This window comes from Colwellia sp. 20A7 (assembly GCF_009832865.1).
Taxonomy (GTDB): domain Bacteria; phylum Pseudomonadota; class Gammaproteobacteria; order Enterobacterales; family Alteromonadaceae; genus Colwellia.
Genome location: NZ_CP047130.1, coordinates 991,207 through 1,016,870, shown reverse-complemented (window position 1 = coordinate 1,016,870; position 25,664 = coordinate 991,207). Strand labels below are relative to the sequence as shown.

At 36.8% G+C, this 25,664-nt stretch carries 27 protein-coding genes and 1 tRNA gene; 8 read left to right on the top strand and 20 right to left on the bottom strand.

Annotation, left to right across the window (positions count from 1 at the left end; all coding sequences use genetic code 11):
- Nucleotides 1-157: 157 nt before the first annotated feature.
- From GQS55_RS04415 to GQS55_RS04350, 14 genes are all read right to left on the bottom strand, one after another.
- Nucleotides 158-1,609: a flagellin gene (locus GQS55_RS04415; protein WP_159818330.1), complete on the bottom strand. Its 1,452-nt coding sequence runs from the start codon at nt 1,607-1,609 to the stop codon at nt 158-160.
- Nucleotides 1,610-1,807: 198 nt separating this feature from the next.
- Nucleotides 1,808-3,022, bottom strand: coding sequence for a flagellar hook-associated protein FlgL (flgL, locus tag GQS55_RS04410; protein ID WP_159818328.1), 1,215 nt, complete (start codon nt 3,020-3,022; stop codon nt 1,808-1,810).
- A 10-nt stretch (nt 3,023-3,032) separates the two neighbouring features.
- Entirely contained in the window at nt 3,033-5,021 is a 1,989-nt protein-coding gene (gene flgK, locus GQS55_RS04405) for a flagellar hook-associated protein FlgK (RefSeq protein ID WP_159818326.1), read from the bottom strand.
- Nucleotides 5,022-5,064: 43 nt separating this feature from the next.
- On the bottom strand, nt 5,065-6,147 hold the full coding sequence (gene flgJ / locus GQS55_RS04400) for a flagellar assembly peptidoglycan hydrolase FlgJ (protein WP_159818324.1): 1,083 nt from the start codon (nt 6,145-6,147) through the stop codon (nt 5,065-5,067).
- A 12-nt stretch (nt 6,148-6,159) separates the two neighbouring features.
- The gene (locus tag GQS55_RS04395; protein WP_159818322.1) at nt 6,160-7,242 is read right to left on the bottom strand and encodes a flagellar basal body P-ring protein FlgI; all 1,083 of its coding nucleotides are present in this window, start codon (nt 7,240-7,242) and stop codon (nt 6,160-6,162) included.
- Nucleotides 7,243-7,313: 71 nt separating this feature from the next.
- Nucleotides 7,314-8,021 (bottom strand): flagellar basal body L-ring protein FlgH, encoded by a 708-nt coding sequence (gene flgH / locus GQS55_RS04390; RefSeq protein ID WP_159818320.1) that lies wholly within the window; start codon nt 8,019-8,021, stop codon nt 7,314-7,316.
- A 67-nt stretch (nt 8,022-8,088) separates the two neighbouring features.
- Nucleotides 8,089-8,877 carry a flagellar basal-body rod protein FlgG gene (gene flgG / locus GQS55_RS04385; RefSeq protein ID WP_159818318.1) on the bottom strand — a complete coding sequence of 263 codons (789 nt, stop codon included), beginning with the start codon at nt 8,875-8,877 and terminating at the stop codon, nt 8,089-8,091.
- A 45-nt stretch (nt 8,878-8,922) separates the two neighbouring features.
- Nucleotides 8,923-9,696: a flagellar basal-body rod protein FlgF gene (gene flgF, locus GQS55_RS04380; protein WP_159818316.1), complete on the bottom strand. Its 774-nt coding sequence runs from the start codon at nt 9,694-9,696 to the stop codon at nt 8,923-8,925.
- 238 nt (nt 9,697-9,934) lie between these two features.
- Entirely contained in the window at nt 9,935-11,239 is a 1,305-nt protein-coding gene (gene flgE / locus GQS55_RS04375; protein ID WP_159818314.1) for a flagellar hook protein FlgE, read from the bottom strand.
- Between the two features lie 98 nt (nt 11,240-11,337).
- On the bottom strand, nt 11,338-12,024 hold the full coding sequence (locus GQS55_RS04370) for a flagellar hook assembly protein FlgD (RefSeq protein WP_159818312.1): 687 nt from the start codon (nt 12,022-12,024) through the stop codon (nt 11,338-11,340).
- A 10-nt stretch (nt 12,025-12,034) separates the two neighbouring features.
- Complete coding sequence (gene flgC, locus GQS55_RS04365) at nt 12,035-12,454, bottom strand: flagellar basal body rod protein FlgC (RefSeq protein WP_159818310.1); 420 nt, start codon at nt 12,452-12,454, stop codon at nt 12,035-12,037.
- Nucleotides 12,455-12,456: 2 nt separating this feature from the next.
- Nucleotides 12,457-12,852 carry a flagellar basal body rod protein FlgB gene (flgB, locus tag GQS55_RS04360; protein ID WP_159818308.1) on the bottom strand — a complete coding sequence of 132 codons (396 nt, stop codon included), beginning with the start codon at nt 12,850-12,852 and terminating at the stop codon, nt 12,457-12,459.
- Between the two features lie 300 nt (nt 12,853-13,152).
- Nucleotides 13,153-13,983 carry a CheR family methyltransferase gene (locus tag GQS55_RS04355; protein ID WP_159818306.1) on the bottom strand — a complete coding sequence of 277 codons (831 nt, stop codon included), beginning with the start codon at nt 13,981-13,983 and terminating at the stop codon, nt 13,153-13,155.
- Between the two features lie 40 nt (nt 13,984-14,023).
- Nucleotides 14,024-14,953: a chemotaxis protein gene (locus GQS55_RS04350; protein ID WP_159818304.1), complete on the bottom strand. Its 930-nt coding sequence runs from the start codon at nt 14,951-14,953 to the stop codon at nt 14,024-14,026.
- Nucleotides 14,954-15,205: 252 nt separating this feature from the next.
- Between GQS55_RS04350 and flgA the strand changes: the two genes are divergently transcribed.
- The 3 genes from flgA (at nt 15,206) to flgN (ending at nt 16,835) form a co-directional block, all read left to right on the top strand.
- A complete protein-coding gene (flgA, locus tag GQS55_RS04345) occupies nt 15,206-15,898 on the top strand; it encodes a flagellar basal body P-ring formation chaperone FlgA (RefSeq protein ID WP_159818302.1) in 693 nt (230 codons plus the stop codon).
- 140 nt (nt 15,899-16,038) lie between these two features.
- On the top strand, nt 16,039-16,344 hold the full coding sequence (gene flgM, locus GQS55_RS04340; RefSeq protein WP_201294562.1) for a flagellar biosynthesis anti-sigma factor FlgM: 306 nt from the start codon (nt 16,039-16,041) through the stop codon (nt 16,342-16,344).
- 59 nt (nt 16,345-16,403) lie between these two features.
- On the top strand, nt 16,404-16,835 hold the full coding sequence (flgN, locus tag GQS55_RS04335; RefSeq protein ID WP_159818300.1) for a flagellar export chaperone FlgN: 432 nt from the start codon (nt 16,404-16,406) through the stop codon (nt 16,833-16,835).
- Between the two features lie 302 nt (nt 16,836-17,137).
- Here the strand turns inward: flgN and GQS55_RS04330 are convergent, their stop codons facing one another.
- Together GQS55_RS04330 and GQS55_RS04325 are read right to left on the bottom strand one after the other, a co-directional pair.
- Nucleotides 17,138-17,605 carry an LPP20 family lipoprotein gene (locus GQS55_RS04330; protein WP_159818298.1) on the bottom strand — a complete coding sequence of 156 codons (468 nt, stop codon included), beginning with the start codon at nt 17,603-17,605 and terminating at the stop codon, nt 17,138-17,140.
- Between the two features lie 16 nt (nt 17,606-17,621).
- Nucleotides 17,622-18,269, bottom strand: coding sequence for a FlgO family outer membrane protein (locus GQS55_RS04325; RefSeq protein ID WP_159818296.1), 648 nt, complete (start codon nt 18,267-18,269; stop codon nt 17,622-17,624).
- A gap of 234 nt (nt 18,270-18,503) precedes the next feature.
- On the opposite strand from GQS55_RS04325, the gene GQS55_RS04320 reads away from it, so the two are divergent.
- Together GQS55_RS04320 and GQS55_RS04315 are read left to right on the top strand one after the other, a co-directional pair.
- A complete protein-coding gene (locus GQS55_RS04320; protein ID WP_159818294.1) occupies nt 18,504-19,679 on the top strand; it encodes a flagella assembly protein FlgT in 1,176 nt (391 codons plus the stop codon).
- Nucleotides 19,680-19,777: 98 nt separating this feature from the next.
- Nucleotides 19,778-19,854: transfer RNA gene (locus GQS55_RS04315), tRNA-Arg, on the top strand.
- Between the two features lie 76 nt (nt 19,855-19,930).
- On the opposite strand, the gene GQS55_RS04310 is transcribed toward GQS55_RS04315, so the two are convergent.
- Nucleotides 19,931-20,263: a PBPRA1643 family SWIM/SEC-C metal-binding motif protein gene (locus GQS55_RS04310; protein ID WP_159818292.1), complete on the bottom strand. Its 333-nt coding sequence runs from the start codon at nt 20,261-20,263 to the stop codon at nt 19,931-19,933.
- Between the two features lie 197 nt (nt 20,264-20,460).
- Here GQS55_RS04310 and GQS55_RS04305 point away from each other — a divergent pair, with 197 nt between their 5' ends.
- Nucleotides 20,461-20,841 (top strand): hypothetical protein, encoded by a 381-nt coding sequence (locus GQS55_RS04305; protein ID WP_159818290.1) that lies wholly within the window; start codon nt 20,461-20,463, stop codon nt 20,839-20,841.
- A gap of 22 nt (nt 20,842-20,863) precedes the next feature.
- On the opposite strand, the gene GQS55_RS04300 is transcribed toward GQS55_RS04305, so the two are convergent.
- Together GQS55_RS04300 and GQS55_RS04295 are read right to left on the bottom strand one after the other, a co-directional pair.
- Nucleotides 20,864-21,892: an ABC transporter permease gene (locus tag GQS55_RS04300; protein WP_159818288.1), complete on the bottom strand. Its 1,029-nt coding sequence runs from the start codon at nt 21,890-21,892 to the stop codon at nt 20,864-20,866.
- A 6-nt stretch (nt 21,893-21,898) separates the two neighbouring features.
- Nucleotides 21,899-22,795: an ABC transporter ATP-binding protein gene (locus GQS55_RS04295; RefSeq protein ID WP_159818286.1), complete on the bottom strand. Its 897-nt coding sequence runs from the start codon at nt 22,793-22,795 to the stop codon at nt 21,899-21,901.
- Between the two features lie 154 nt (nt 22,796-22,949).
- Here GQS55_RS04295 and GQS55_RS04290 point away from each other — a divergent pair, with 154 nt between their 5' ends.
- Entirely contained in the window at nt 22,950-23,162 is a 213-nt protein-coding gene (locus tag GQS55_RS04290; RefSeq protein ID WP_159818284.1) for a hypothetical protein, read from the top strand.
- Nucleotides 23,153-23,392, top strand: coding sequence for a hypothetical protein (locus GQS55_RS04285; RefSeq protein ID WP_159818282.1), 240 nt, complete (start codon nt 23,153-23,155; stop codon nt 23,390-23,392). Before GQS55_RS04290 ends, GQS55_RS04285 begins: the two co-directional genes overlap by 10 nt.
- Nucleotides 23,393-23,400: 8 nt before the next feature.
- Here GQS55_RS04285 and GQS55_RS04280 read toward each other — a convergent pair whose 3' ends face one another.
- Nucleotides 23,401-25,611: a tRNA(Met) cytidine acetyltransferase TmcA gene (locus GQS55_RS04280; RefSeq protein ID WP_236559760.1), complete on the bottom strand. Its 2,211-nt coding sequence runs from the start codon at nt 25,609-25,611 to the stop codon at nt 23,401-23,403.
- Nucleotides 25,612-25,664: the final 53 nt, after the last annotated feature.

The following is a 25,664-nucleotide window of genomic DNA, read 5'->3' as shown; positions in this document are numbered from 1 at the left end:
GCTTATTTTAACCAACACACGTGGACAATAATTTAACAAAATAGGTATAAGAGCTTATGAAAGCAAAAAAGGAAACCCTGTTAAGGTTTCCTTTTACTATCTAGCATATATTAGTTAAAGCTTTATTAACTAACGTTAGCGAAAATGCCTAAAAAAACTAGCCTAATAAACTCAATGCCGCTTGCGGTATTTGGTTCGCCTGTGCCAGCATAGTTGTACCCGCTTGTTGCAATATTTGGTTTTTAGTCATTATCGCCGTTTCTGAGGCAAAATCAGTGTCTTCAATACGGCTTCGTGACGCTGAGACATTCTCGGCAACGTTAGCTAAGTTACTAATAGTATGAGAAAAACGGTTTTGAACCGCACCCAAAGCTGCTCGTGAACTGTCAATTTGTGCTAAAGCAGCATCAATGACGGTTATTGCATCTTGTGCCCCTACAGAAGTCGTTCCTGATATATCAAGGTCTTCTATAGTTGTTAGAGCACCTGTTCCGCCTGTAGGGCTGATACTGGTGCCTTCAGCAAGAATCTCATCAACACCAGTACCCGAAATACCAATTTTTTGAGATGAAGATAAGGTTAATGTTGAAGAAATACTAATATCATTATTCGTTACACCACCGGCTATAGCAGCACCACCAGTAGCATTATTTGCTAATGTTGCTGTACCTGCTGTACCCGTCATTTGGATACCGTCTACGCCAACAGCTTTTATAATTAATACGCCATCATCAACAAGTGCATCATAACCATCTGCTAACATTTCTTCTGCTAAGCGGTCTAAATCACCACCAAAGGTTGCTAATTCATAGGTATCTAGAGCACCACCTGCTTTTTGAAAAGTTAAGGTACTATCATCAGCAGAAGTTAAGCCGGCAAGGGTCACATCTAATTCAGCAGTAGCTGTTACACCTGCAGAGGCGTCATTAATCGTATCTGCTATTTCCGCAGCACCTTTACCTGTTACACCTGCATCAGGAATATCAGTACCATTAATGTTTAGCCCTGCCGTGGTAACATTACTTATAGCTGTCGTTAATGGCGCTGTTGCAGTAGCTGTATTACCTAACACTGTTGCAGAATCATTAACTTCATAAGCACCGATCGCATCAGCCGCCATATTACCTAAAGAAACATTAATGGTTTCATTAGCATTGGCCCCTACTTGGAACTGTTTCGTACCAAAGGTACCATCAAGTAAACTGGTAGCACCAAATTTAGTGGTTTCAGCGATACGCGTTAATTCTTGTTGCAACGCGCCTACCTCTTTCTGCAGCGCTGCTCTATCTTCTGCGCCATTCGAGCCGTTCGCTGATTGCAAGGCTAAGTCACGCATACGTTGTAAAATAGCCGATGATTCTTGCATGGCACCTTCAGCAGTTTGCGCCATTGAAATACCGTCGTTCGCATTACGTTGTGCTACGCCTAAACCATTAACCTGTGATGTTAAACGGTTAGCGATTTGCATACCAGCCGCATCATCTTTGGCGCTGTTAATACGCATACCTGAAGATAAGCGTTGCATAGAGGTTGCAAGTCCCTCACCAGATTTACTTAAGTTACGCTGTGCGTTAATTGATGCTGTATTAGTTACTACTGATAAAGCCATGATAAACTCCTAATGTATTAAAATTATTTATTAGAAGCTTGTACTTCAAGCCTCTTTACGGTTAAAAGATAAGAACAACTAATGTCACTTATATACCAACAGTATTCATTATTTTGTACTACTAACTATGGTTGAAGCACAAAAGATGCCAGTTTTAAAAAAATTGATTTTCAAATACAGTTTTCACAGGTACGCTAATTAAATATAGTTAAATAAGCTTAAGCCCTGCACAGTGGTAAACGTTTGCTGTGAAGCTTGCAGAGCTATTTGTGATTGCTCAAATTCTGAGATAGCTTTGGCGTAATCTAAATCTTGTAATTGCCCAAGGTTTATCGCTGTGGCTAGTTCAGTATCTAGATGCCTGTTTTCTTGAGTTTCAAGCACTTGCAAACGCACACCAGCATCTACCCGTCTAGAAGTCATATGACTTGTAGCTGAATTAAGTTGTGTAAGTAGTGCGCTGTAATCTACTTGATGTTGCTCCGGGTTTTGATCATCTGATACCACACCACGTTCCATCCATTCAATGGCACCGCTAATGGTTTCAAAAATACTAATTTCTTCTTCTTCACTAATAACAAAGCTGTCACCCGGCAATGGGTTGCCGCTTAACGTTACGTCAACGCCATCAAAGGTAATAGTTTGCCCCGCAGTATAAGGCGCAGCAGGAAAAACAATGCCGCCACCACTGTCAGTCACTGTTAAGTCATTAGTTATTGCATCAAAAGAAAAGGTATAGTCATGTGGAGTAACTGCCGTATTATATGCATTCCGGTCAGCAACTTTAGCGCTCTCAACCGCTACTCCTGATGTATTGGTAATATAATCAGCAGTAAAGTCACCAATAGCATTTTCAACATTTAAAAAAGCAGCATCACCGGTTTGATTAGTGGCTATCGTTATATTTTTGGAAACTTGTAATTCATTTACACCTGTATCGCCACTGTAAACAACTGAACCGTCAGTATTTTGACTAAAGGGTTGTAAATTATTCTGGAAGCCAGCAAATATATAGTCACCGTTTTCATTTTGTGTATTAGAGATATCAAGTAATTGATCAAAACTATCTCTTAGTTGATTTGCTAACGTCTGTAAATCTTCGGTAGACATACGACCATTATTAGCGAGTAGCATATCTTCTGTTATGCGATTCAAAACGAGCTCTGCATCACCAAAAACAACATCTTGTAAATTATTATCACTTTCAGCCATAATAATATTACTTTTGTATTTTTCAATATTGGCTAAATCGTCTTTCAAACCTGATAATGTACCATAAGAAACTGCATCATCTTTTGCAGTATGTACACGTAAACCACTTGATATATGTGCCATTTGGTCACTTACTTCAGATGTTTTCTGGCTCATCATCTGAGCACTTTGAAAGTAAAATTGAGCTGTAGATACACGCATGAAAAACTCCTTACCTTACGGCAGCTAGAATGGTGTCAAAAATAGTATTTGCCGTAGAAATTATTTGTGATGCCGCTTGATAAGCCTGTTGAAATTTCAAAAGATTAGCAGCTTCTTCATCAAGGTTGACCCCTGATGTAGCTTGGTTTCGATTATAAGCTTGTGTATATAATGCTTGAGCAGTATCTGCGACTAATTCTGCATTACTCGCTTTAGCACCAACAACAGCAGTTGACGTTGCCAAACTTTGACTAAAGGTTTCCTCACCTCCGTCAGTAACTTTTTCTTCTTGTGTTTTAGCCATCACAAGGGCATGAGTAGCATTACCAACACCAAATGCATCACCTATCGTAAAGGTTTCACGAGCATTAACACCTTCACCAGCAAGGTCTCCTGTAATTTCAATTTGAAAAACAGGTGAGCCTGATGGAATATCAACCGTTGCACTAGCACCAGCAACATAACTACCTGAAGCAATAGTAGGTGCAGGCGGTGGTGTGCTACTGTCATAAACACGATAGCTAAAAGTACCAGGTGTACTTTCGTAAACATCAACGGTAACGTCGTAAGTTCTCGCTGCTTCTGGGTCTAGCACGTTAGTTATTGCTATTGTGCCATCACTAACATTATTAGTACTTGCTGTAATAGCAACGGCACTACTTGCAGCAATGGACGTACCATCAGTTAGTGTTGTCTGCATTAATGCCGCACTATTTCTTGTTGGCTCTATAATGAATAGATCGCCAGCAAGCGGAGTGCCTGTTTCAACAAATGAAAAACCATAATCTGGATTGGTAGGTGTATGTGTGCCTGCAGGAGAGCCACCACCTGGAGGACCTAAGTTTTCACTACCACCTGAGGTTAAGTTATATAGTGTAAAGTCAGTACCATCAAAACGTACTTCAAATTCATCAGTTGTTACTAATGACACATCATTAATAGTGACTTGCGCTGATGTTCCACCGGTATTAGAAGAAGGCGACAACACCCTACCTTGCTGTAACTGAGCGGTATTTATGTCAGTGAATATATTGGCACCTTGCAAACCATTTAAATCTAAGCCACTGGCTTGTGTGTCATTCAATGTTGAAGAAATTGCCATCGCTAAACGATCAATCTCTGTGCCTATTTCTCTTAAATCTTCATCTCTAAACTCAAAATTAGCACCTAAAGAGCCACCTAACTTGGCACCATTTAGCGCAACAGTACTAGCACCACTCACTAAACTTATTTGTGTTTGTGTTACGTCAGGATCACCAACATTAACTTGCAGGGTAAAAGGGGTAATACCTGCAACCAACGTTGTACCTTGGCCTATCATTACTGTTTGAACACCATATTGATCTTCGAGCGTGGTCACTTTTGTATAACTACTTAGTTCTGTAATTAATTGATCACGTTTATCAAGCAATTGATTAGCTTGGCCTGACACGCCTTGTGAGTGTGCCATTGTTTCATTCAACTTAGCTAATTCGTATGAAATCTCAGAGATTCTAGTAGCAACTTGTGAAATTTCACCATTTACCGCACTTGTCATTTGGTCAAAGGTATTAGTTAATTCATTAAAATCGTTACTTAAAATATTGGCTTGGCTCAGTGCTATGCTACGCAAGCCTGCATCGCCAGGGTTGTCTGCAATACTGTTAATCGCTTGATAAAAGCTCTCTAAAGAAGTAACAACTGCGCCACCACCCGTACTCATAATTTGATCAAGCTGTGTTAAACGCCTATCAAATAAATCCGCGTTACTTAAGTTACTTTGACTGAGCGTTTGTTCTTTATATGAAAATTCGTCGTACACTCGAGTTATGTCTTGAACATAAGTACCAGTACCAATGTAATTACCACCGGTGACTAAGCCCATTGATGCATTTTGCTCTGCACGTTGTCGGTTATAGCCCTCAGTATTTACATTAGCAATGTTATTACTTGTAGTAGCTAACTGTTGTTGGGCTGCTGACAAGCCACTGACGCCACTTTGATATAAACTTACTGACATAATGATAGTCTCAACATGTACCGTAGTAGCCTACGATTTATATTTATTTATTGATTAAATTTGAGACTGTACGAAGTGTTGCCATTATTTTATTGGCGTATTGTGGATCGGTCGCATAGCCTGCCTGCTGTAAACCTTGCAAAAAGTGCTCCACATTGCCTGAATTTTGTAATGCACCTTGATATCTGTCGTTATTGGTCAGGAAATTAGCATAATCATTAAAACTTTCATTTAGTGATTCATAAGCTCTAAATGGTGCAGATTTTTTTACCATAGCGCCTTGTTCAAACTCTAACGTATCTTTTTGAATATGCTCGCCACCCCAGCGACTATCAGCCTTTATGTTAAATAAATTATTTGAACTACTGCCTTGTTGATCTTTAATTATCTTTTGTCCCCAACCAGTTTCAAGTGCGGCTTGAGCGATAACAACTTGGAAAGGTACCCCTATTTTTTCTTCTACTCTTTTTGCTGGCTCTATTAAGGCAGTAACAAAATCTTTGGGCTCAGCAAACGATGGCGTTGAAAAATTGACGTTTTTATCATCGTTTTCCACTTTATCAATAGTAGTTTTAAACGGTATTAAAGGCGCTTTGCTTAAGCTATCGTTTGATGTTTGCGCCGCTGTATTTGAAGTAGCTTTGCTTTCAATAGCTTGACTATCTTTAGAGAAAAGCGCAAAAGGATTAGCATTAGGCATATTAGTGCTGGCAGGTTCACGCGTTGAATTTATGTTTTCAAGATTAGCATCATTACGTAATACCGTTCTTGGGGTAAAATTATCATCACCACCACCTAACTGACGAACAATAAGATCAGTTAGCCCTAACGAGCCATTTGAAGATAATTCGACCGCCATTTGTTGGTCGTTCATGTCTCGGTAAAACTTTGTTGATTCGGAGTTAAAAGGGCTGTCAGACTCCAACACATCTTGTGCTTTACGCATGCTTTTTAATAGCATTTGCATAAAAATAGCCTCAAACTGTTGAGCTGCTTCTTGTAAGGCTGCTTTTTTACTTTCGCCATCGGTTTCTTTCGACTGCTGACGAATAGCATTCAAACCATTCAGCTCTAGAAAGTTTCTCGATTGCTCAAAGTTAGATGAGTTTATTAGATTATCAGCCATATATTTCTACCGTTAAATAACGATAAGCTGGCCACGAATAGCGCCCGCTTGATCTAACGCTTCTAAAATAGCCATAACATCGCCTGGCCCCGCACCAACTTCATTTATAGCTCTCACTAAAGTGTCTAGTGATACACCTGGATCAAAGACAAACATGCGTGCATCTTCCTGCGTAACATTAACGCTAGACTCGTTAGCTATTGCAGTTTCTCCTTCGGCAAAAGCTCCCGGTTGTACTACATTTTGTACTTCATTTATCGTAACCGTAATACCACCATGGGTAATAGCGGCAGCAAGTAATTGAACTTCAGATCCAATAACAATAGTACCTGTACGAGAGTTAACAATAATTTTCGCAGCAGGTGATGCAGGTTCAAATTCTAAGTTTTCTAATACCGATAAAAAACTAACTCTGTCAGCAATATCTCTTGGCGCATTAACTTGTACTGACGTTGCATCAATAGCTCTAGCTGAGCCAGCAATAAGGTCGTTAATAGTGTCTGATAATCGCTTTGCCGTCGTAAAATCTGATTGATGTAAATTAAAGGTTATGTGATCACCCATTGAAAAAGGTGATTTAATTTCACGTTCAACAGTAGCACCATTAGCAATACGTCCTACAGTAGGTGTATTGACGAGTATTTTAGAACCATCAAGACCACCAGCACCTAAACCACTTACCACTAAACTACCTTGAGCAACGGCATAGGCATTGCCATCAAGCCCCATCATCATAGTTTGTAATAATGTACCACCACGTAAACTTTCTGCACTGCCCATACTAGAAACAGTTACATCAATAGTTTGTCCTGCTTTAGCAAAGGCAGTTAACTCAGCATGAACAGCAACAGCAGCAACATTTTTGATTTTTGGTTTAAGATTTTCAGGCATAGTAATACCAAAATTACTTAACATTGTTTTGAAGCTTTGTTCGGTAAAAGGACTTTGCTCACCCGTTCCCGGTAAACCAACCACTAATCCATAACCAACAAGTTGGTTAGATCGTACACCAGCAACATCCGTTAAATCTTTAATACGCTGGGCATGACTGGAGAAGGTCATCAACATAATGATAATTGTAAATACTGTTTTCATAATATTACCTTTCTGGGTTATAGGGTTATCAACTGACGAATTTGTAATTAATGCAGCAAGATAAATAACACCTATAATGGCCACCATGAACTATTAAAGAACTTAGTTAACCAACCTTGTTCGTTGGCATCAGCAAAGCTACCTGTACCTGCGTATTGAATACGCGCATTGGCAACTTTGGTTGATAAAATAGTGTTGTTTGAGTTGATATCTTTTGGACGAATAACACCTGTTAACCTTATGTATTCATCGCCATTATTTAACGTAAGCCATTTTTCGCCACGTATCATTAAGTTACCATTAGGAAGCACTTTTAAAACATGCACAGAAATATCGCCACTTAAACTATTACCTTGGTCAGCTTTTGAGTCACCTTTAAAGTTAGAGTTTTGATTCAGGCCAAATTCTAATGTATTACCATTAAGTGTTAATGGGTTTCCGCTTAAGCCCATAACGGTGTCAAGCTCACTGCTGTTTTCTTTTTTCAGCTCTGTTTTCGCATTCTTGTTTGCTTGGGTACTCTCACTTAATATCACCGAAATAATATCGCCAGTACGATGTGCTTTAGAATCAGAGTAGATATTATTAACGTAATTTGCTTTAAATAAAGATCCTGTCGGAATAATTGACGCTTCTTCTTCCTCGGGTAAAATAGGTGCAAAGTCTGGATCATTAGGTAAGGCTTTACTTAATTCTATGGTGTTACTACAGCCACTTAACAGAGCCATTAATATAATCGCAACTAAATTAACGCTACTTTTGTATAGTTTGTTTTTCATTATTGCCTCCTACCTATTAACTATTACTTAAATACTTAAATACTTAAATACTTAAGCTAAAAATAAATTACAGTTGTTGATTGATATAACTTAACATTTCATCAACAGCAGAAATTACTTTCGAATTCATTTCATAAACACGTTGAGACTCAATTAAGTTAACCAGCTCTTCGGTGGTATTTACGTTAGATGTTTCTAAAGCGCCTTGCACTAACATGCCGTATCCCTCTAAACCTGGAATACCTTCTTGTGGTGCCCCACTTACTGCCGTTTCAGTAAATAAGTTTTGGCCTATGGGTTCAAGCCCTGTTGGATTGACAAAGTTAACCGTGTTAATTTGTCCAATTACCGCAGGCTCTGCTTGCCCCTGTTGTGTTACTGACACTTCACCGTCTTGTGAAATCACAATACTGATTGCGTCTTCTGGAATAGTAATTTGTGGCTGTAACGCATAACCAGCACCAGGCGTAACCATGTTGCCTTCGTCATCCATGGTAAATTGACCATTACGGCTAAACGCTGATGAACCATCTGGCATTAAAATTTCAAAAAAACCTTCGCCTTGAATCATAAGATCTAACGAATTATCTGTGGTTAGCATATCGCCTTGCGTATGAATTTTTTGTGTTGCAACAACTTTAGTACCTGCACCAAGCATTAAACCTGAAGGCGCCTCACTATCATTAGCAGTTCGTCCACCCGGTTGGTTTATGTTTTGGTAAAGCAAATCTTCAAATACAGCCCTACTCTTTTTAAAACCAATGGTGCTAGCATTCGCTAAGTTATTAGAAATAACAGCGATATCTTTGGTTTGTGCATCTAAGCCTGTTTTACTGATCCATAATGCTGGGTTCATACATCACCTCTAAAAATTTTATTGCCGTCGAGCATTTTTTTAACGCTAGAATGCACGTAATAATGAAGAACTGCTGGCATCAATTTCTTCTGCTGTTTTCATTAATTTCAAATGCATTTCAAATTGTCTTTGTAGTGCAATCATGTCTGTCATTTCAGATAACGGATTAACATTACTTGATTCAAGCGCACCGCCTTGTACTTGTACATTGACATTAGCAAGTTCTGCTTGACCATCTTTACGTCTGAATAAACCATCAGCGCCTTTTTCAAGTAAGCGAACATCAGGGTCAACTAACTTAATACGGCCGATTTCTTCTTGTACGCTACTAGGCGCACCTTCTGGCTGAACCATAATAGTTCCGTCAGATGAAATTTGAATATTACTAACCGGTAAAGGAACAATAATAGGGCCATTGTCACCTAATACCACTTCACCGTTGGTTGTTTCTAATGTGCCATTTTCTGTTAAACGTAAATGCCCTTGCCTGCTATAAGCTTCACTTTGGCCAAAAGGGTCGGCGGCACTATTCATGACTTGCGGTGTTTGTACAGCAAACCAACCGTCACCTTTGATTGCGATATCAAGAGGACGTCCAGTCGTTAATAAAGAACCAGAGTCAAAATTTTGGCTTGCGCGTTCAGTCATCGCAAAAACACGTGTTGGTTGACCTTCACCAAACGCTTGCATAGTACGCGCTTGTGCTAAATCAGCTTTAAAGCCTGTAGTTTTGGCATTAGCAAGGTTATTAGCGTTAATCGCTAGCGCCTGCATATTTTGTTTGGCACCGCTCATGGCGACGTAAAGCATCTTATCCATAATGGTTTCCAGAAAATAAAAATTGTTACGTTAATAAATGCAAGGACGATGCCAAAGATTTATTAAGAAGTATATGCCGCGTTTTCTACGCTTTGATGGGAAATATATAGAGAAAATAGGTGAGAAAATAAAAGTAAAAAGCTGTTAGCCCCAATAACATAATCATCGAGCGCTAACAGCTTTAAAGATAGTTTTTTCAATAATACAACTATTGAAATTAAATGATATTATTGCTTACCTATCTAATTTGTAAAATAGTATTATTTAAATCGTTATCAACTTCCAACGAACGAGAGTTAGCTTGGAAATTCCGTTGTGCTGAAATTAAATCAATCAACTCTGTGGTTAAGTTCACATTAGACTGCTCTAAAGCTGAAGAGTTAATGGTACCAAAAGTACCAGAGCCAGCCTCACCTGCTATCGGGTCACCAGAAGTAATACTTTCTTTCCATGACGTGCCGCCTATTTGAGTTAAGCCCTGCTCATTAGCAAAACTCACTAACGCTATACGCGCTAAAGGCTGCGCCGTACCGTTACTATATGTCGCTTCTACTAGGCCATCAGCATCTATATCAATGCCTGTTAATCGGCCAACCGCTAAACCATCTTGCTCTAATGACGTAACTTCAAAATTAGACGCAAATTGCGTTGGTTCATTGGCATTAGGACCCAAAGTATCTAAATTAAAATCAATGACTACTTCTTGGGTTGGATCAGCACCGTTAGACAATATTGCCGCACCTAATGCAGCAGTAGTAATTGTAGGTGGCACTTGAGCAATAAAATCACCACTTGAACTAAACTCTAAAGTAGCATTATTAATACCATCACCATCAAGATCGACACCACCCGGTAAATCAACCAACTGGTCGTCAACTGCGGCATGCATATCCCAATTATTAGCAGCAGTTTTAACAAAGTAATAGGTCATAACATGACTATCACCCAATGAGTCATAAATTGTAACCGACGTAGCATTGTTATAAGTGAGAGAGTCATCCTTATCAAAAGCAAAAGAAGGAACATCATCCCCCGCAGGTAAGTTCATTTTAATGTCTACTTCCTTCGTTGCAGTCGGAGAGCCTGATGAAGTAGGAATTTGTAATGGCGAAGCAGTACTTAATGCAACCGATGAAGACGAGCCATCTGAGTTAACATCAAATGCTAATAAATATTCGCCGGCAGAGTTAACAACAAAATTACTCTCATTTAATTTATATTCACCAGCGCGAGTATAAGATGTTTCTAGGCTATCAATACCAGGTACTGTCGCAAAAAAACCATTACCTGTTATGGCTAAATCAAGCGAGTTAGTAGTAAAAGCGATACTACCTTGTGAAAATTGTTGAGCAACTTCTGATGTTAGTACACCATCACCCACTTTCGTTTTGCTTGATGACAGTAAAGATGTTGCATATACATCTACAAATTCTGCACGCGATTCTTTAAAGCCTGTAGTATTAACGTTAGCTATGTTATTTGAGGTAACATCTAAATCTTTTTGTGCTGCGTTTAACCCACTTAATGCTATATTAAATGACATAATTAAATCCTCTTAAAATTCATTGCTTTATTAGGCTACATTTCATTCTAATGCTAACCTGTAAAATTTATTTTTTTGTTGAGTTTTACCCCAATCAATTAACCTTCTGCAACTTCAACTACATCTTCTAATTTCATCGCACTACCACCATTAAGATTAAGTACAATACCGTTTGAACCGGCAAGCGTAACACTATCTACCTTACGATAAGTCATTGCTTGCAATTCAGATGCTTGTCCGTCAACAAGGCCAACAATTCTAAAACGGTAAGCTCCTGTAGCAGCATCACTACCATCCGAAGCTTTGCCATCCCAAGTAAAGGCTGAACCACCTTCCCCTATATTGCCCACAGAAACTGTTTGAATAATTTCACCCGCAACATTCTCAACATAAATACTGACATTACTTGCTGCTTCAGTAGTTACTATTTTACCTTGAGCAGATTCTCCTTCGGTCATCCCAAAAACATTATCTTCAACTAAAACACTTCGACCTACTAAGGATGATGCTTGTAGGGCTTGACTTGAAGTCATTGAATTAGCAAAACCAGCAAAAGAGTCATTTAACTGACTTACACCGTCTGTTGTAGAAAACGCGGTCATTTGAGAGATCATTTCATTGTTATCTGCAGGTTCTGTTGGATCTTGGTTTGCTAACTCTTGTGTTAACAACGCAAAAAAATCAGCCTGTGTGAGCATGCCATTGCCACCACTATCAGCAGCTTTATACTCTTCTTTTTGCCAATAAAGGGAATCTAGGCCATTTGTACCACTAATAGTTTCCATTTCCTACTCCTTATGACTGACCAAGTTGCAGTGTTTTAGTTAACATGTTTTTTGCTGACTCAGCTAATTGCACATTAGTTTGATATGAACGAGATGCAGAAATCATATTAGTCATTTCTTCAATCACATTGACATTAGGTTTATAAATATAACCATCTTTGTCTGACATAGGATGTTCAGGTGCGTATTCAACATTTAGAGGTTTGTCACTTTCAACTATCCCTAATACTTGTACACCCACACTACTTTCTTGTCCGCCGGCAGCTTTTTGCATAGCAGCGGCAAAAACTGGATGCCGAGCACGATATGTTTCACTTACACTTGAGCTAACACTATCAGCATTAGCAATGTTACTTGCTGTGGTATTTAAACGCATTGACTGCGCACTCATACCACTACCTGTGATGTTAAATACGTTAAAAAGGCTCATTATTATCCACCTCCTGAGATGACATTTTTCAGGGCTTTTATCTTTCCGTTAAGAAATTGAACCCCAGCTTGATACTCTAATGTATTTTCTAGATACAAGTTTCGTTCCACTTGTACATCGACTGTATTACCGTCTCCGGTATCTGGTTGATCTGGATTGCGAAAAGCAATGTTATTATTCATGTCAGTACGAACATCAAAGTGTTTAGCATGAGTTTTACTCATACCCATTTGTTGTTGACCAGCTTGTTGCATGGCCTTTTGAAAGTCCATGCCCTTTGCTTTATAACCAGGGGTATCGGCATTAGCAATATTGCTAGCGATCACTTCCGCTCGCTGAGATCGCAAAAGCATTCCCTTTGCGTGAAGTTCAAAACCTTTATCAAAGCTAATAGCCATAATAACTCACCATCAATTATATTTAACATTGAGACATTCAATAATTATGCCAACAAAAAATATAATGGAGTTACTTAGATAAAAATTGTTTAGTAATAAAGAAGAGGTATTAAGTGATTAAAGTATTCTGGTGTTATAAAGAAAGAAGATAATAGGTTGTAAGTTAAATAAATATGCAATGGATATATTGATTAGGGTTAATTAAACATTAGGTTTCACAGTTTAGATTACGTTTTTTTCTTGTAAATTTCGCCACTATATTTGTCATTAGCGATTAAAAATAAGAGAGATTAATCTCTCTTATTTTTTTTGATAAATGATACCAGGATTACAACGCAACATATCAAAATCTGAATTTAATCCAGAAAGAGATTCTGAAGCGCCTAAAAATAAATACCCCTTGTCATTCAAAGTGCCATGAATTTGACTTATTATCTGTGCTTTGATTTCAGGTGAAAAATAAATAAGCACATTACGGCAAAAAACAATATCAAAACGCCCCATCAAACTATAGCTATTAAGTAAGTTAAGCGGACGAAAGCTCACCATCTTCTTTACTTCGTCCTTGACTTTTAGCATACCGTTATCACCATTTTCGAAAAATTGTCTCTTCCTTTCTTCAGATAAACCTCGTGCTAATGCAAGTGAATCATAATGCCCATATTTACAGTGTTCTAACATGGTTGTTGAAATATCAGTACCAATAATTTGGATGCCTCTTGAGAAGCTACCAGGATTACTTTTTTGATATTCTAAAATTGACATAGCAATAGAATACGCCTCTTGACCAGATGAACTCGCTGCTGACCATATCTTTACAGGCGTTCTACTTTGGGCCAAATCTGGCAATATTTTGCTTTTTAGTAATTTAAAAGGATAATCATCACGAAACCATAGCGTTTCATTAGTGGTCATAGCATCTATGACCGCTGCCCTTAATTGCCGCTCTATAGGTAATAACGTTCGAGTAACTAACTCCCCAAGCGAATTAACACAAAACTTGCTCATTAAAGGAGCTAAGCGGCTTTTAACTAGGTATTGCTTACTTTCACCTAGTACAATGCCACACTGTTGCTCTAAAAAAACTCTAAATTGATGATAACTTTTATCGTCAAGCTGTCTTACGGACACTAGTACTACTTCCTAATTTATTTTATATGCTGACTATTTTTTATAATGGATGATTTAGCCATTTCTTAACCGATGTCGCTAATTCATCTGGATGAAATTTAGCAATAAAATCATCAGCACCAACCTTTTTAACCATGGCATTATTAAACACACCACTTAATGATGTATGTAAAATAATAGGCATTTTAGCCATACGTTCATTACCTTTAACTTCAGCTGTTAGTGTATAGCCATCCATTTCTGGCATTTCAATATCTGAAACCATTAGGGCAACTTTCTCAGTAATACTATGCTCACACGTCGCAGCAATAGCAATCAATTGATCTAAGGCGTCTTGACCATTTTTTGCTAAAGCCATTTTTATACCTAATGGCTCTAATGCTCTTTTTACTTGATTACGTGCCACGGTTGAATCATCAGCTATCATAACTATTCGTTCACCGAGATCTCTACCCACACTTTCATCAACCACTTCAGCACTTAAGTCAGTTGATACAGGGTTAATTTCATTCAATATTTTTTCTACATCTAAAATAGAAACCATTTGATTGTCTATTTCAGTCACTGCGGTTAAGTAGCTAGACTTCCCTGCACCTTCCGGAGGAGGCATCATATCTTTCCAGCTTAAAGTAACAATGCGTTCAACACCTGCAACTAAAAAGCCTTGTATGCTACGATTATATTCAGCAATGATAATAAAAGAATTTTCAGTTTGCGTTATCGCTGGCCCACCAATAGCTTTACTCATATCAATAACTGAAATAGTTTGTCCGCGAATATGAGCCACTCCTTTTATAAAAGAGTCTTGTTTAGGTAATACTGTTAATTTAGGACACTGCAATACCTCTCTCACTTTAAACACATTAATGCCGAAACGCTGACGACCTACTAATTTAAAAAGAAGTAATTCCAACCTATTTTGACCAACAAGCTGTGTGCGTTGATTAACCGAATCTAGTATACCTGCCATAAAAACCTCATTTATAATCAAGAACGCTATAATTTATCCTACAATTTATAGGGCAAACAGGCACAATTCTTGATTGTATTTATTATATGCCAAAATAAGTGACAAAAAATTGATGCTTAGTATGTCACTATTTTATAAGAAATGAATAAAAATATTATACACATAGTATAACTTAACCTGCCGATAATTATGTTAATCTAGCTTAAGCATAGTCGAGTATTTGAATTAATCTAAAAATAAATGGCAAAAATCATGCGTACAAATATCGTTTACCTTTCTTTCATCAGCTTATTAGCATTATTACCATCAATAAGTTTAGCTACAACATGGGATAGAGCTTATATTGAGTCGTTTGCAAAAAAACACTTAGAGAGCAATATACCTGCGCCTGATGATGGACGAATATCTTTTAATGTCACTAATATAGATACAAGAATAATAATAAAACCTTGCCAAGTACCTATTAAAGCAAATATACCTGAAAATACCAATCGTAGGAATGTTAATGTTAATATAACTTGTGATGATTCAACTCCCTGGCAATTATACCTACCAGCTAAAATTGAAAGAACCTTTGCTGTTGTTGTTACAACAAGTACGATTGAGAAAGGTGAAGTGCTCACTAAAGATAATATTGCGATAGATTACATTGCAACAAATCAAATACGCGGCGAAAGAATCACCGACATAAATATGGTGTTAGGTAGTAAAGCAGAAAAAAGAATAGGTAATGAACGTACTATAACTAAAACCAATATATGTTTAATATGTAAAGGGGACGTTATAACTATTGTCGCAGAAAATGAAAACTTTTTAATAAAAACCAAAGGTACCGCGCTAACCTCTGGTAATTTACATGAACAAATTGAGGTTAAAAACTCACGCTCTGGTCGGATTATTAAGCCTCGAATTAGTGCTGTTAATCAGGTTACTATTAACCTATAATTTTTTAAGATCTAATCTTTAAAATCGGAAATTATTTTACGCTAAAATTTTTAGTATATTTTATTTAAGTTATCTTACTTTTTGCCGATATAAAGTTAATGAATAAACTTTAGAAGAACTTTTTACCGTAGGGTAATATTATGACTATAAATATCAACAACTTGAACAATCAAGCACAGATAAACCAAAATAAACAAGCCCAAACTAAACAAGGCTCAGCTCAGACAACAGTAGATAGTGCGCAACCTAAACATGTTGCTCGCGACTCTGTTTCTTTGACCCCACAAGCTCAACAGTTTAAAGAACTACAAAAAAAATCTGCTGATGCTCCTGTGATTAATCAGGAAAAAGTTGAAGAATTGAAAAAAACAATTGCTGCTGGTGAGTATAAAATAGATCCTCAAAAGCTTGCTGCTAGCATGGCCAAGTTTGAGTTTACTTTATAATTTGATCTAACGGTGGGACTGGGTGATAATCACCCTTTGCTATAATAAAAGGTGCATTGATGTCAGCTTCCCCTCAATCCATAGAGTTAATATCTCTACAATTTGCTCAATTACAAGAACTCGAGCAAATCATTAGTAACGAAAAGCTTATTTTACAGCAACACCAACCTGACGCATTATTAAAAATTAGTGAACAAAAAAACCTATTACTCATTGCAATTCAAGATTTAGATAAAAAAATCAGCTTTAATCAGGCATTTTCAATAGATAAGAAAGCGGGTTTTCTTGATGAAAAACTCACTGAAATCGAAGACTTATTACACCTTTGCCAACAAAAAAATAAAATAAATGGTCAAATAATAGCGCAATCTCAACTCGCTGTTGAGCGTATGAAAACAACGTTATTAGAGAGTAATAATAAGTCATCAATGACTTATGACAGTAAAGGCAAAAAATCTGGTGGGTTAAGCAGCATAAATATGAAAGCTTAGGTAACACTTAAATTCAGGATTTAAATTTCGATTCAATTAAATTGTCACTCGACCTCAACTCAAATTAACGTCACCCTTTTTTAACTTAAACCAAACAAGCTTATGATACCAATCTCACTAGCTATGTGATCATTTCTACTTGCTAAAATCACCAACTACATCGTTATTTATTTAATAATTAGAACAACTAGTTATTGAAATAAATGCCTTGTATTTGGCAATTATTTCTACGTATAAAATTGTTCACTTAATTAAGAAACTGGTATGAAAAACTTGTTTGGAATTAATTATTTCCTCTACAATTAAAAGTATTGTACCTTTTTAATTTCTTTTCGCTGTAGATTTGCTTGGTATATTTCATATACGTCTTTGAAGTCGAGTTGTAATTCAGTTGTGTAAGTGTCTCCTACAGGGTAACTTTTTACTACTCTAGCACCTCTGATTAACCCTTTTACTGATGAAACTAATTGCTGATTTTCAATTAGCATATCGGCTATTGTGGTTGAACTGCTAACTTGTTGACCATAAACCTGCTCTGCCAACTCTGAATAAGCGGCAATTTTCGACGCTTTAATGGCCATTAGCATCCGCTGAGTTTTATGCTCTGATTTCTGCAAACTTATTGGCGCATATCCAATACCATGAATAATAGGAAACACTTGTGGTTCAACAACCTCCCACTGTACATGTTTGTCATACATACTGGTACAAGAGGCAACCAGAAATAAACTTACAACAACAGTGATTGTTTTAAAGTGTGCATTTTTCATCATTTCACCTACTTAATTACTGTTGAATTGCAACAGCGCGCTGCTCTTCAATTAATTTTTCGTTACTGCGTATTATCATACCGTCTTTCATTATCACATGTTCACCGTTATTTCTTTCCTCTCCTACTACCCATTTAGGAATAAAAGATTGTGCTGTAGCAACAACAACATGAGATTTAATGCCGATCATGCGCGCATTAATGATAATTCCTTCTTCTTGCTCCATCATAGTTCCGGCGACTACGTAGTCAATAATCTGACGTTCAGGAAGATCTTTCCAATCACGGCTAAAAATATAGTCACCTGCTTGTGTAACACGAATATGCCCCGTAGTTTTAAAATCAATCACCACCAAACCATGGCTCTGTAATTCATGTACAAAGCTTTCTGCTATTTGATTTCCTAGCCAATGCGTTGACTCAAGATCTTCTAAGTTCACAAACGATGCAACCGCCACAGGTGTTTTGTTGTTAACAAAACTACTGTTTGCTAGCATTTGATAGGCTAAACCTTTCACTAAGTCATTAATGGCATGCTTAGGTAAATTATAGCTATCTATCTCACTTTTATCTGTTTGCTTTATTTTATAAAAGCTATCTTCTTCAACTGTATTACTACAAGATAAAAGAGTTGGCAGAAGTAATGGTATAAGCCATTTTTTCATAGTGCATCCCTTAATAATTCAACGTTTGTGCTACATTACACGAGCCTAAGCAATGAATTTTTTATGTATTTGGTTATTTATTGCTATAAAACAATGCACATTTCAAGCCAATTAGGTTTCAAGCATAAGCTTGGTTAAAATAAACAGGCACACATTGTGCATGAGCCCTATAGTAAAATTCCTTGTAAATTGTACTATGCCTAAAACAGGCTTTTCGTTTTCATGAGAGAGTATATGTATTCTATATCTAAAAAAATCATTTTATCTATCAGCTTAATGTTAACTAGCGCCATTGTTAATGCGCAATGGTATGAGGCTCAAGGCTATGCATCAACAGCTAAAGACTCGGTTGAAGTAGCACGAACTAAGGCAATGGAAAACGCTTTAAAAAAAGCATTACTTGTCGCTGGTGCCAGTGTTTCAAGCATTCAACAAGTGGTGAATGGTTTGCTCACTCAAGATCAAATAAGTATTCGTGCTAGTGGCAGTGTTAATTCAATTGAATTAATAGAAGAGCTTCATAGCAACGATATGATTAGCGTTACTATACGTGCCGATATTTTTCCTCAAGAAAAAAAATGTTTCTCGTTAGATTACAAAAAATCAATTTTGATCACCAAAAGCCACTTACTTCAAAGAGAACACGCAAACCTTGGCAAAATATATCAAATTGATTCCGCTATGATCAAACAGCTAAATAAAAAACTTAAAAATCAAAGTAGCTATAGCGGGGGTAAATTATTACTTAAAAGCTCAACAGAATTCTCGCGTTTAAATAATAGTTTTAATGAAGAAAAAATAAAACAACTAACAATCTCTCTAGCCGAAAATACCGACAGCCAATATGTTCTTTTTAGTGAGATTAACGATATGTCTTTGCAAGAGCAAAGAACAAATTCATTGAAAGTATGGCAACAACCGACCTACCCTCGAAATTTCGATTTTACCCTTTATTTATACAATGGTTTTAGTGGCGAACAAATATGGCAAGGTAATTACCAAGACTCTGCGGTTTGGGATTTCAATAAAAGAAGAAGTATTGATGTACACGCCACCACCTTTTGGCAGAGCGATTACGGTAATATGATTGATGCTTTACTTAGCCGAACAATAAACGATATTGACGAAAGTGTTATGTGTGAGCCGAATGAAGGAAAAATAATACAAGTCCAAGGCAACCAAATTACAATAAATTTAGGTAAAAGTCATGGCGTGAAAGTTGGTGATGAGTTCACGTTACTCCATAGTAGCACTTTCGTTAGTCAACAAGGAAAAAGCTATGCGGGTTACAATATTAGCCCACACAAAGTTAAAGTAACCAAGCTAACATCACAAAGCGCAACAGCAAAAACGTTGAATAATGACTTATTAGATAATATTCAAATAAATGATGTAGCAGTACGATATTAAAAAAAAGTATATAAAGCAAAGGTAAAGCTTAACTTTATGCTCATAAAGCAATAGAATATGCAGCATAAAGTAGCGTAATCAATTTACCACTTCAAAACGCCTTTGTAGCTCAGTTGGATAGAGCAAGCGCCTCCTAAGCGCTAGGTCGGAAGTTCGAATCTTCTCAAAGGCGCCATAAAAATCAATAATTTAAAAAACACACCTACGACGAAAAAACGAATAAACTATTTATTCTATAAAAGGGGTAGTATTTAACCACAACACTTTTTATATTTTTTGCCACTACCACACGAACATGGATCGTTACGGTTAGGTGTTTTTTCGAACGTAGTCGTCTTCGGTGTATTTAATACTGCATCAAGCTCGCTAATATTCTCATCAACTGAACTATCAACACTAATATCAGCATAAAATTCATTTTCAGTAACAATAGCGCCAACTTCTGTTTTTCTTGTTTCACTGCCAACAACTAGCGTTAGTGGATTTTTTTCTGTCCCTAGCTTAGCATTGCGCTCATTTTTAAACCCTGTTTTTACATGGTTTTCTCTGGTGTGGATTCGACCTTTATAATATAAATTGTGCACAATATCTCCGCTATTTTAATTCTGTATTTAATACGTTCATTTTATCGCGGCAGTATAACGTAACGCGGTAAATAGTCGACTATTGAATTAATATATAAGCCTTCTTATTAATTGGTTTATATTTGAATTACAGTAAATATAGCACTACAGTTAATAAAAGCTAGTATAGATAAATGCACCAAGGAGCCATAATATTAATGGATATTGAACACGGAGAAGTGATAATTACTGTTGATAAAAACATTATTATAGTGAAGCTAGAAGGCGCTTTTAACGAATTTGGTGCGAAAAAATATACGATTGGTGTAAAAGAAACAATTGATACTTTTCAAGGAAAACCTTTTTCTATTTTAATCGACAACCTCGAAGTATTAGGAGGTACCCCAGAAGCTTATGAAGAGCTTGAAAAATATAATCAATGGCTAAACACGCAAAACTTAACTGCCAAGGCAATGGTAATATCTTCTATTACCACACTCGATATTATTAACTTGCTCTGCCCTTCGAGACAATCACAACAAAGTAAGAATTTTGATAATGAAGAAGATGCTCTTAATTGGTTAAAAGCATTATCTTAGTCTTTGATTATAAAAGACGGTGTTAACGCTCAGTATTCCAACTAAAAAAGTAAGCACCAAGAGATAAAAATATCGCACTCATCACTAATAAACTCGTAATATGATAACTAATGTCACCTAAAGTAGCTCCTTCGGTAATTATTTGCCTAGCACCAGCCACTAAATGTGTTAAAGGTAAAAAGTCTGCCACGGTTTTTAACGCTGATGGTGCTCCTTCTAAGCTAAACCAAACACCTGAAAGCATCATCATAGGCCAAGAAGTTAGATTTAATAAGCCCCCAATAAGCTCTTCACTTTTACTTCTACTAGCAACTAACAAACCTAAACTGATTAAACAAAAAGCGCCTAACATGCCAATAACAATTAAATCGAAATAACTACCGAGCATTAAAAAATCAAACAAAAAGTTACAGCCGGTATACACTACCGTGGATATAAACAGCACGATAAATAAACGAGACACTAACTGCGCTGAAACAAACTCAAAAGCCGACAGAGGCGTTGCCTTTAAGCGCTTCAACACTGCATTTTTACGGTAGCGTACAATGACGTAGCCAACACCAAATAAGCAACTAAACATCATATTCATGCCTAGAATTCCGGGTAACACCCAGTCTATATAACGAATTTTTTTTCCTACCGTTTCTAAGCGGGTATAGTCCTTCAACGGGAGATTAAATATTTTTTCTACTAGATAACTCTTAGATGATTCGTTATTAATCCAATATTGGCTAGTTGAAACATCAATCACTAAATCTATGGTGTGATGACTTAACTTTTTATTAGCAAGCTCTACCGTGTCGTAATTAATATAATCAATAAACCGAATATTTTTAAATGAATCTTGTGCACTTTCTGCTTGAGCCTTTCCTTCGGTCACACTATTAATAATGCCAACTTTATATGCTGGACGCCCATCCCCTGAAAAAATAACCGAAAAACCGATAAGTAATAACACAGGAAATATTAAGTTCCAGCCTAGCGATGATCTATCACGAAAAAACTCAATGTTGCGGGCTTTGAACACCGCATAAAAACGCTTTATATTCATATTGCTCTATTCTCTTAAAGACTGGCCAGTTAAATGTAAAAATAAATCATCTAAATTAGCAGACTTTACATGAAGGCCCTCTAATGAAACGTGATTCTGTATCAGCATTAATAATGTTTGTTCAACGTTGCTTGTGGTAATTTCAACCCTATCAGATACAACTTCCCAATGATGAGTTTGAATTAATGAAGCAGGAACTTGTTGTGCAGGTAAATAGATAAAAACCTCTTTAAAGTGTTTACTTAGTAGTTGTTGCGGTGATCCCGACTCAATAACTTTACCTTCAGCCATGATCACTATGTCGTCGCAAAGCTGTTCAGCTTCATCCATATAATGTGTTGTAAGGATAATAGTTTTGTTTTGCGCTTTAATATTTTTTATTAATTGCCAAAAATTTCGTCTTGCCTGCGGATCTAATCCCGTTGTTGGCTCATCTAAAAAGATAATTTCAGGGTCATTAATTAAAGCTAATGCAAGCAATAAGCGTTGTCTTTGCCCGCCAGATAATAATCGATTATCTCGATTTAGAAAATCACCTAAATCGCAGAGCTCAATAATTTTTTGTTGTGATAACGTATGTTCATAAAAAGCAGAAAACAAATTCAATGTTTCTTTTACGGTTAAAAAGTCTTGTAAAGCGGTGTGTTGAAACTGAATCCCTATTTGTTGAGAAATATAGTTATCTACTTCTTTCGGCTGTTTCTCATGATTTTTATAAACAACAGAACCTGAACTAGCAGAAATAATTCCTTCCATAATTTCTATCGTCGTTGTTTTCCCTGCGCCATTAGGTCCTAACAACCCAAAACAATGACCTTGTTTAACATTGAAGCTGATATTATTGACCGCAATAACATCTTTATACTTCTTAGTTAGTGCCTCAACACAAATTGCAACACTCATAGTTTACTGATCCTTATACTACTCTGAACTTTATTGTACTGGACTTCTTCAAAAAAACATTAGACTTCTCACAAATAGTAATAATTATCATTTGCATTTAATTGGTGGTTGGTTTATTTTAAGGATTAAGAAAATGTAAATTAAAGGATGAGATATGACTTCTGAAATTTCTAGCGCCGACATTAATACCACGAAAGTTCAAGTTGAATTATCAAGTAATATGCTACATCAATTACTTAAGTCAGGAGTGTTACATGGTGGCGATTGTAAATGTTTAAACGCAAGCGCTAAAAAAGTTCTGTGGCAAGCCTTATTAGCAACCAGTACAGATGATGGAATAAATGTGGAGCAATATTTATGCGCTTAAATACCTCAGGTGAATTTTTACAGCTTGAACGTTGGTTAACCATTTTAATTGAAACCTATAAAGACTACCCAACTTGTGGATTAGCTAAAACAATTAATTACTATGTAGACCGGTTATTACACCATGAAGATATTCATCTTTGTGGTCAGAAGTCTGGCGAAAGTGGTAATGATAAACGTTGTGAATATTTGAGTATGAAAAAATTCTGGGGTTGGCAAGCAAGAAACTAATTAGCGGATTAACGGCTTAGTAAGAGTTTTACTTTTGATCTCAAAAATTGTTCAAGTGCTTTTTTGCCAGTAAACCCATAAGTATTACAAACATCATTAATGCTATGTTTCTGGAAGATACGATTGATGAATATCAACAAGTCTTCGTCTTCAGCGAACTTTGGATCAGAAAAAGCCAATTTAAGCCATAAATGTAAACTAAAAACACAACTTGAATATTGCCCATATCCCTTAGCAAAAGTGGCAACATTCGCTTGATCACGCTCGCTCAATTCAACACAAGTTAACTTAGGTGAGTTACACATGATTAATGCTACTAACTTGGCAGATAAATACTTATACTCATCTGTTAATAGGTATTCAAAACTGCGGTAGAACGTTGAATTTATATCCGTAAGTGCCACCGTAGCTTTTGAAGACAACGCTTTAAGTACTAAGGCTGATTGTTCACCGCTTGCTTTATCTTTTTGGAAACCTATACGCGCTAATTTAAAGTGGTTTACTAGCCAAAAAGAAAGTAACGGCTTAGTCGCACCAAAGCTAGACGCCAGAAAATCAACTTTTTGTAACCTGCCAAAACTTTCTATTTTATCTAAAAAATAACTGCCAATGCCTTGCTGTTGTAGTTGTGGGTGTACTGCAATTCGCATCACTCTGATGTAATGATAATCGAAGGCATATTCAATTCCGCATTGGGTTAATAGTGATTGCGGAACAAAATGATTTTTTAAACGCCTTTTAGATTGCTGAATCGCACTCACTAATTCACTATCGATAATAGTAGAATCTGAGATGGCACTAGAATTAGAGCTAGAACTAGAACTAGAGCTACCTTCATTAATTAAGAGTGCAACCGCGACTACTTTTTGCTTCGTTAATTCTCCAGATAATAAACAGACAAGCTGCACTTGCTCATTATCTAGAATCATTTTTACATCACTTGGTTTAGTTTGATAATGCGCAGTAACTAACACCGAAAAAACTTGCTTAAACAGTGATTCATTATGCGCTAACTCAATAGCGCTAAATTTCTTAAAGACTAATGAAGACAAGCCATTTATTGATGGTTCATCCGCTATACTTGGCAGTTCAGCATTCAACAAACAAGCTTCAAAAACTAATTGCTCAAGTGGGTCATTAACTCGCCATCGAATAGGCTCATTTATATGTAAGCTTTGCCAATGAGGATATTGAGCCGCTAGCGTGCCTTGAAATTTTAAGGTGAAGCCTCGCCCTGCCCCTTCGTAGCCATGAATGGTGGTGGCAAATACTAAGCGAGAGTTGTTCGACAATAACTGTTCAAGCAAATAGATAGGAATAGCCGCTGCTTCATCAACTAGCAGTAAACTAGCATTTACTGGCTGCTTAATTAATTGGTCAACAGCAATGAACTCCACTGAGCCATTTAACACTGTAAACTTACTCTTTTGAAACTCGCCTTCAGGCAAGCAACGAATCAAGTGGTTAAAGAAGACGGTTAATGAATTTATATCTGCCGACGTAATAACTAATCGCAAATTATATTCTTTAGTTGCCGATTTTAATAATTCGGCACACGCAATTGCTAAAGCGGAAGATTTGCCTCTGCCTCTATCAGCCGTTAATACTAAAGGTTTATTTCGCTTACCTTTAAACACTTTTATAATTGATTCAACGGCAACCACTTGCTCTTGAGTGACACAGTTATAGGCTAATAATGCATCATTATGTTCAAAAGCATTAACCGCTTTATGTGCTGTTAACGTAGGTAGCAAGGTAGGTAGTACAAATTGATTTTGTTCAATAATCACATGTTCAGGAAAAGTGTTTAATAAGTTAAAAAATCGTTGATAGAAAAAGCTGTCTGTTATCTGTGATTTATCGTTTATTAAGAGAAAAAATATGCCGCCTGCCACTAATGTCCCTGACAAGCAGGCAAAAGCATCAATAGATAAATCAGGATCTTGAAAGATTACAAAATTGCTTTCGCTGCCTAATTTATCGCGAAAACGCTGCTTAGCAATATTTGGTTGAATATTGCTGCTGTCACCATAAATAAACCACGTTGTTTCTTTACTCTTTTCGTCATTAACACTATCAGTATTTTTTAATAAAGAACTCGACCAAGCACTATCCCCCACCAATACAATTAGGCGTCGTTCATTTAACATCAACGCTTGCTGTTGATAACAATTAAACCAAGGTGAGAAATCGAGACTTTGCATATAAGATAAGTTCATATCATTAATTCTATATAGGCCAATAGTTTATCAAGCAATTGCTAGCACACCAA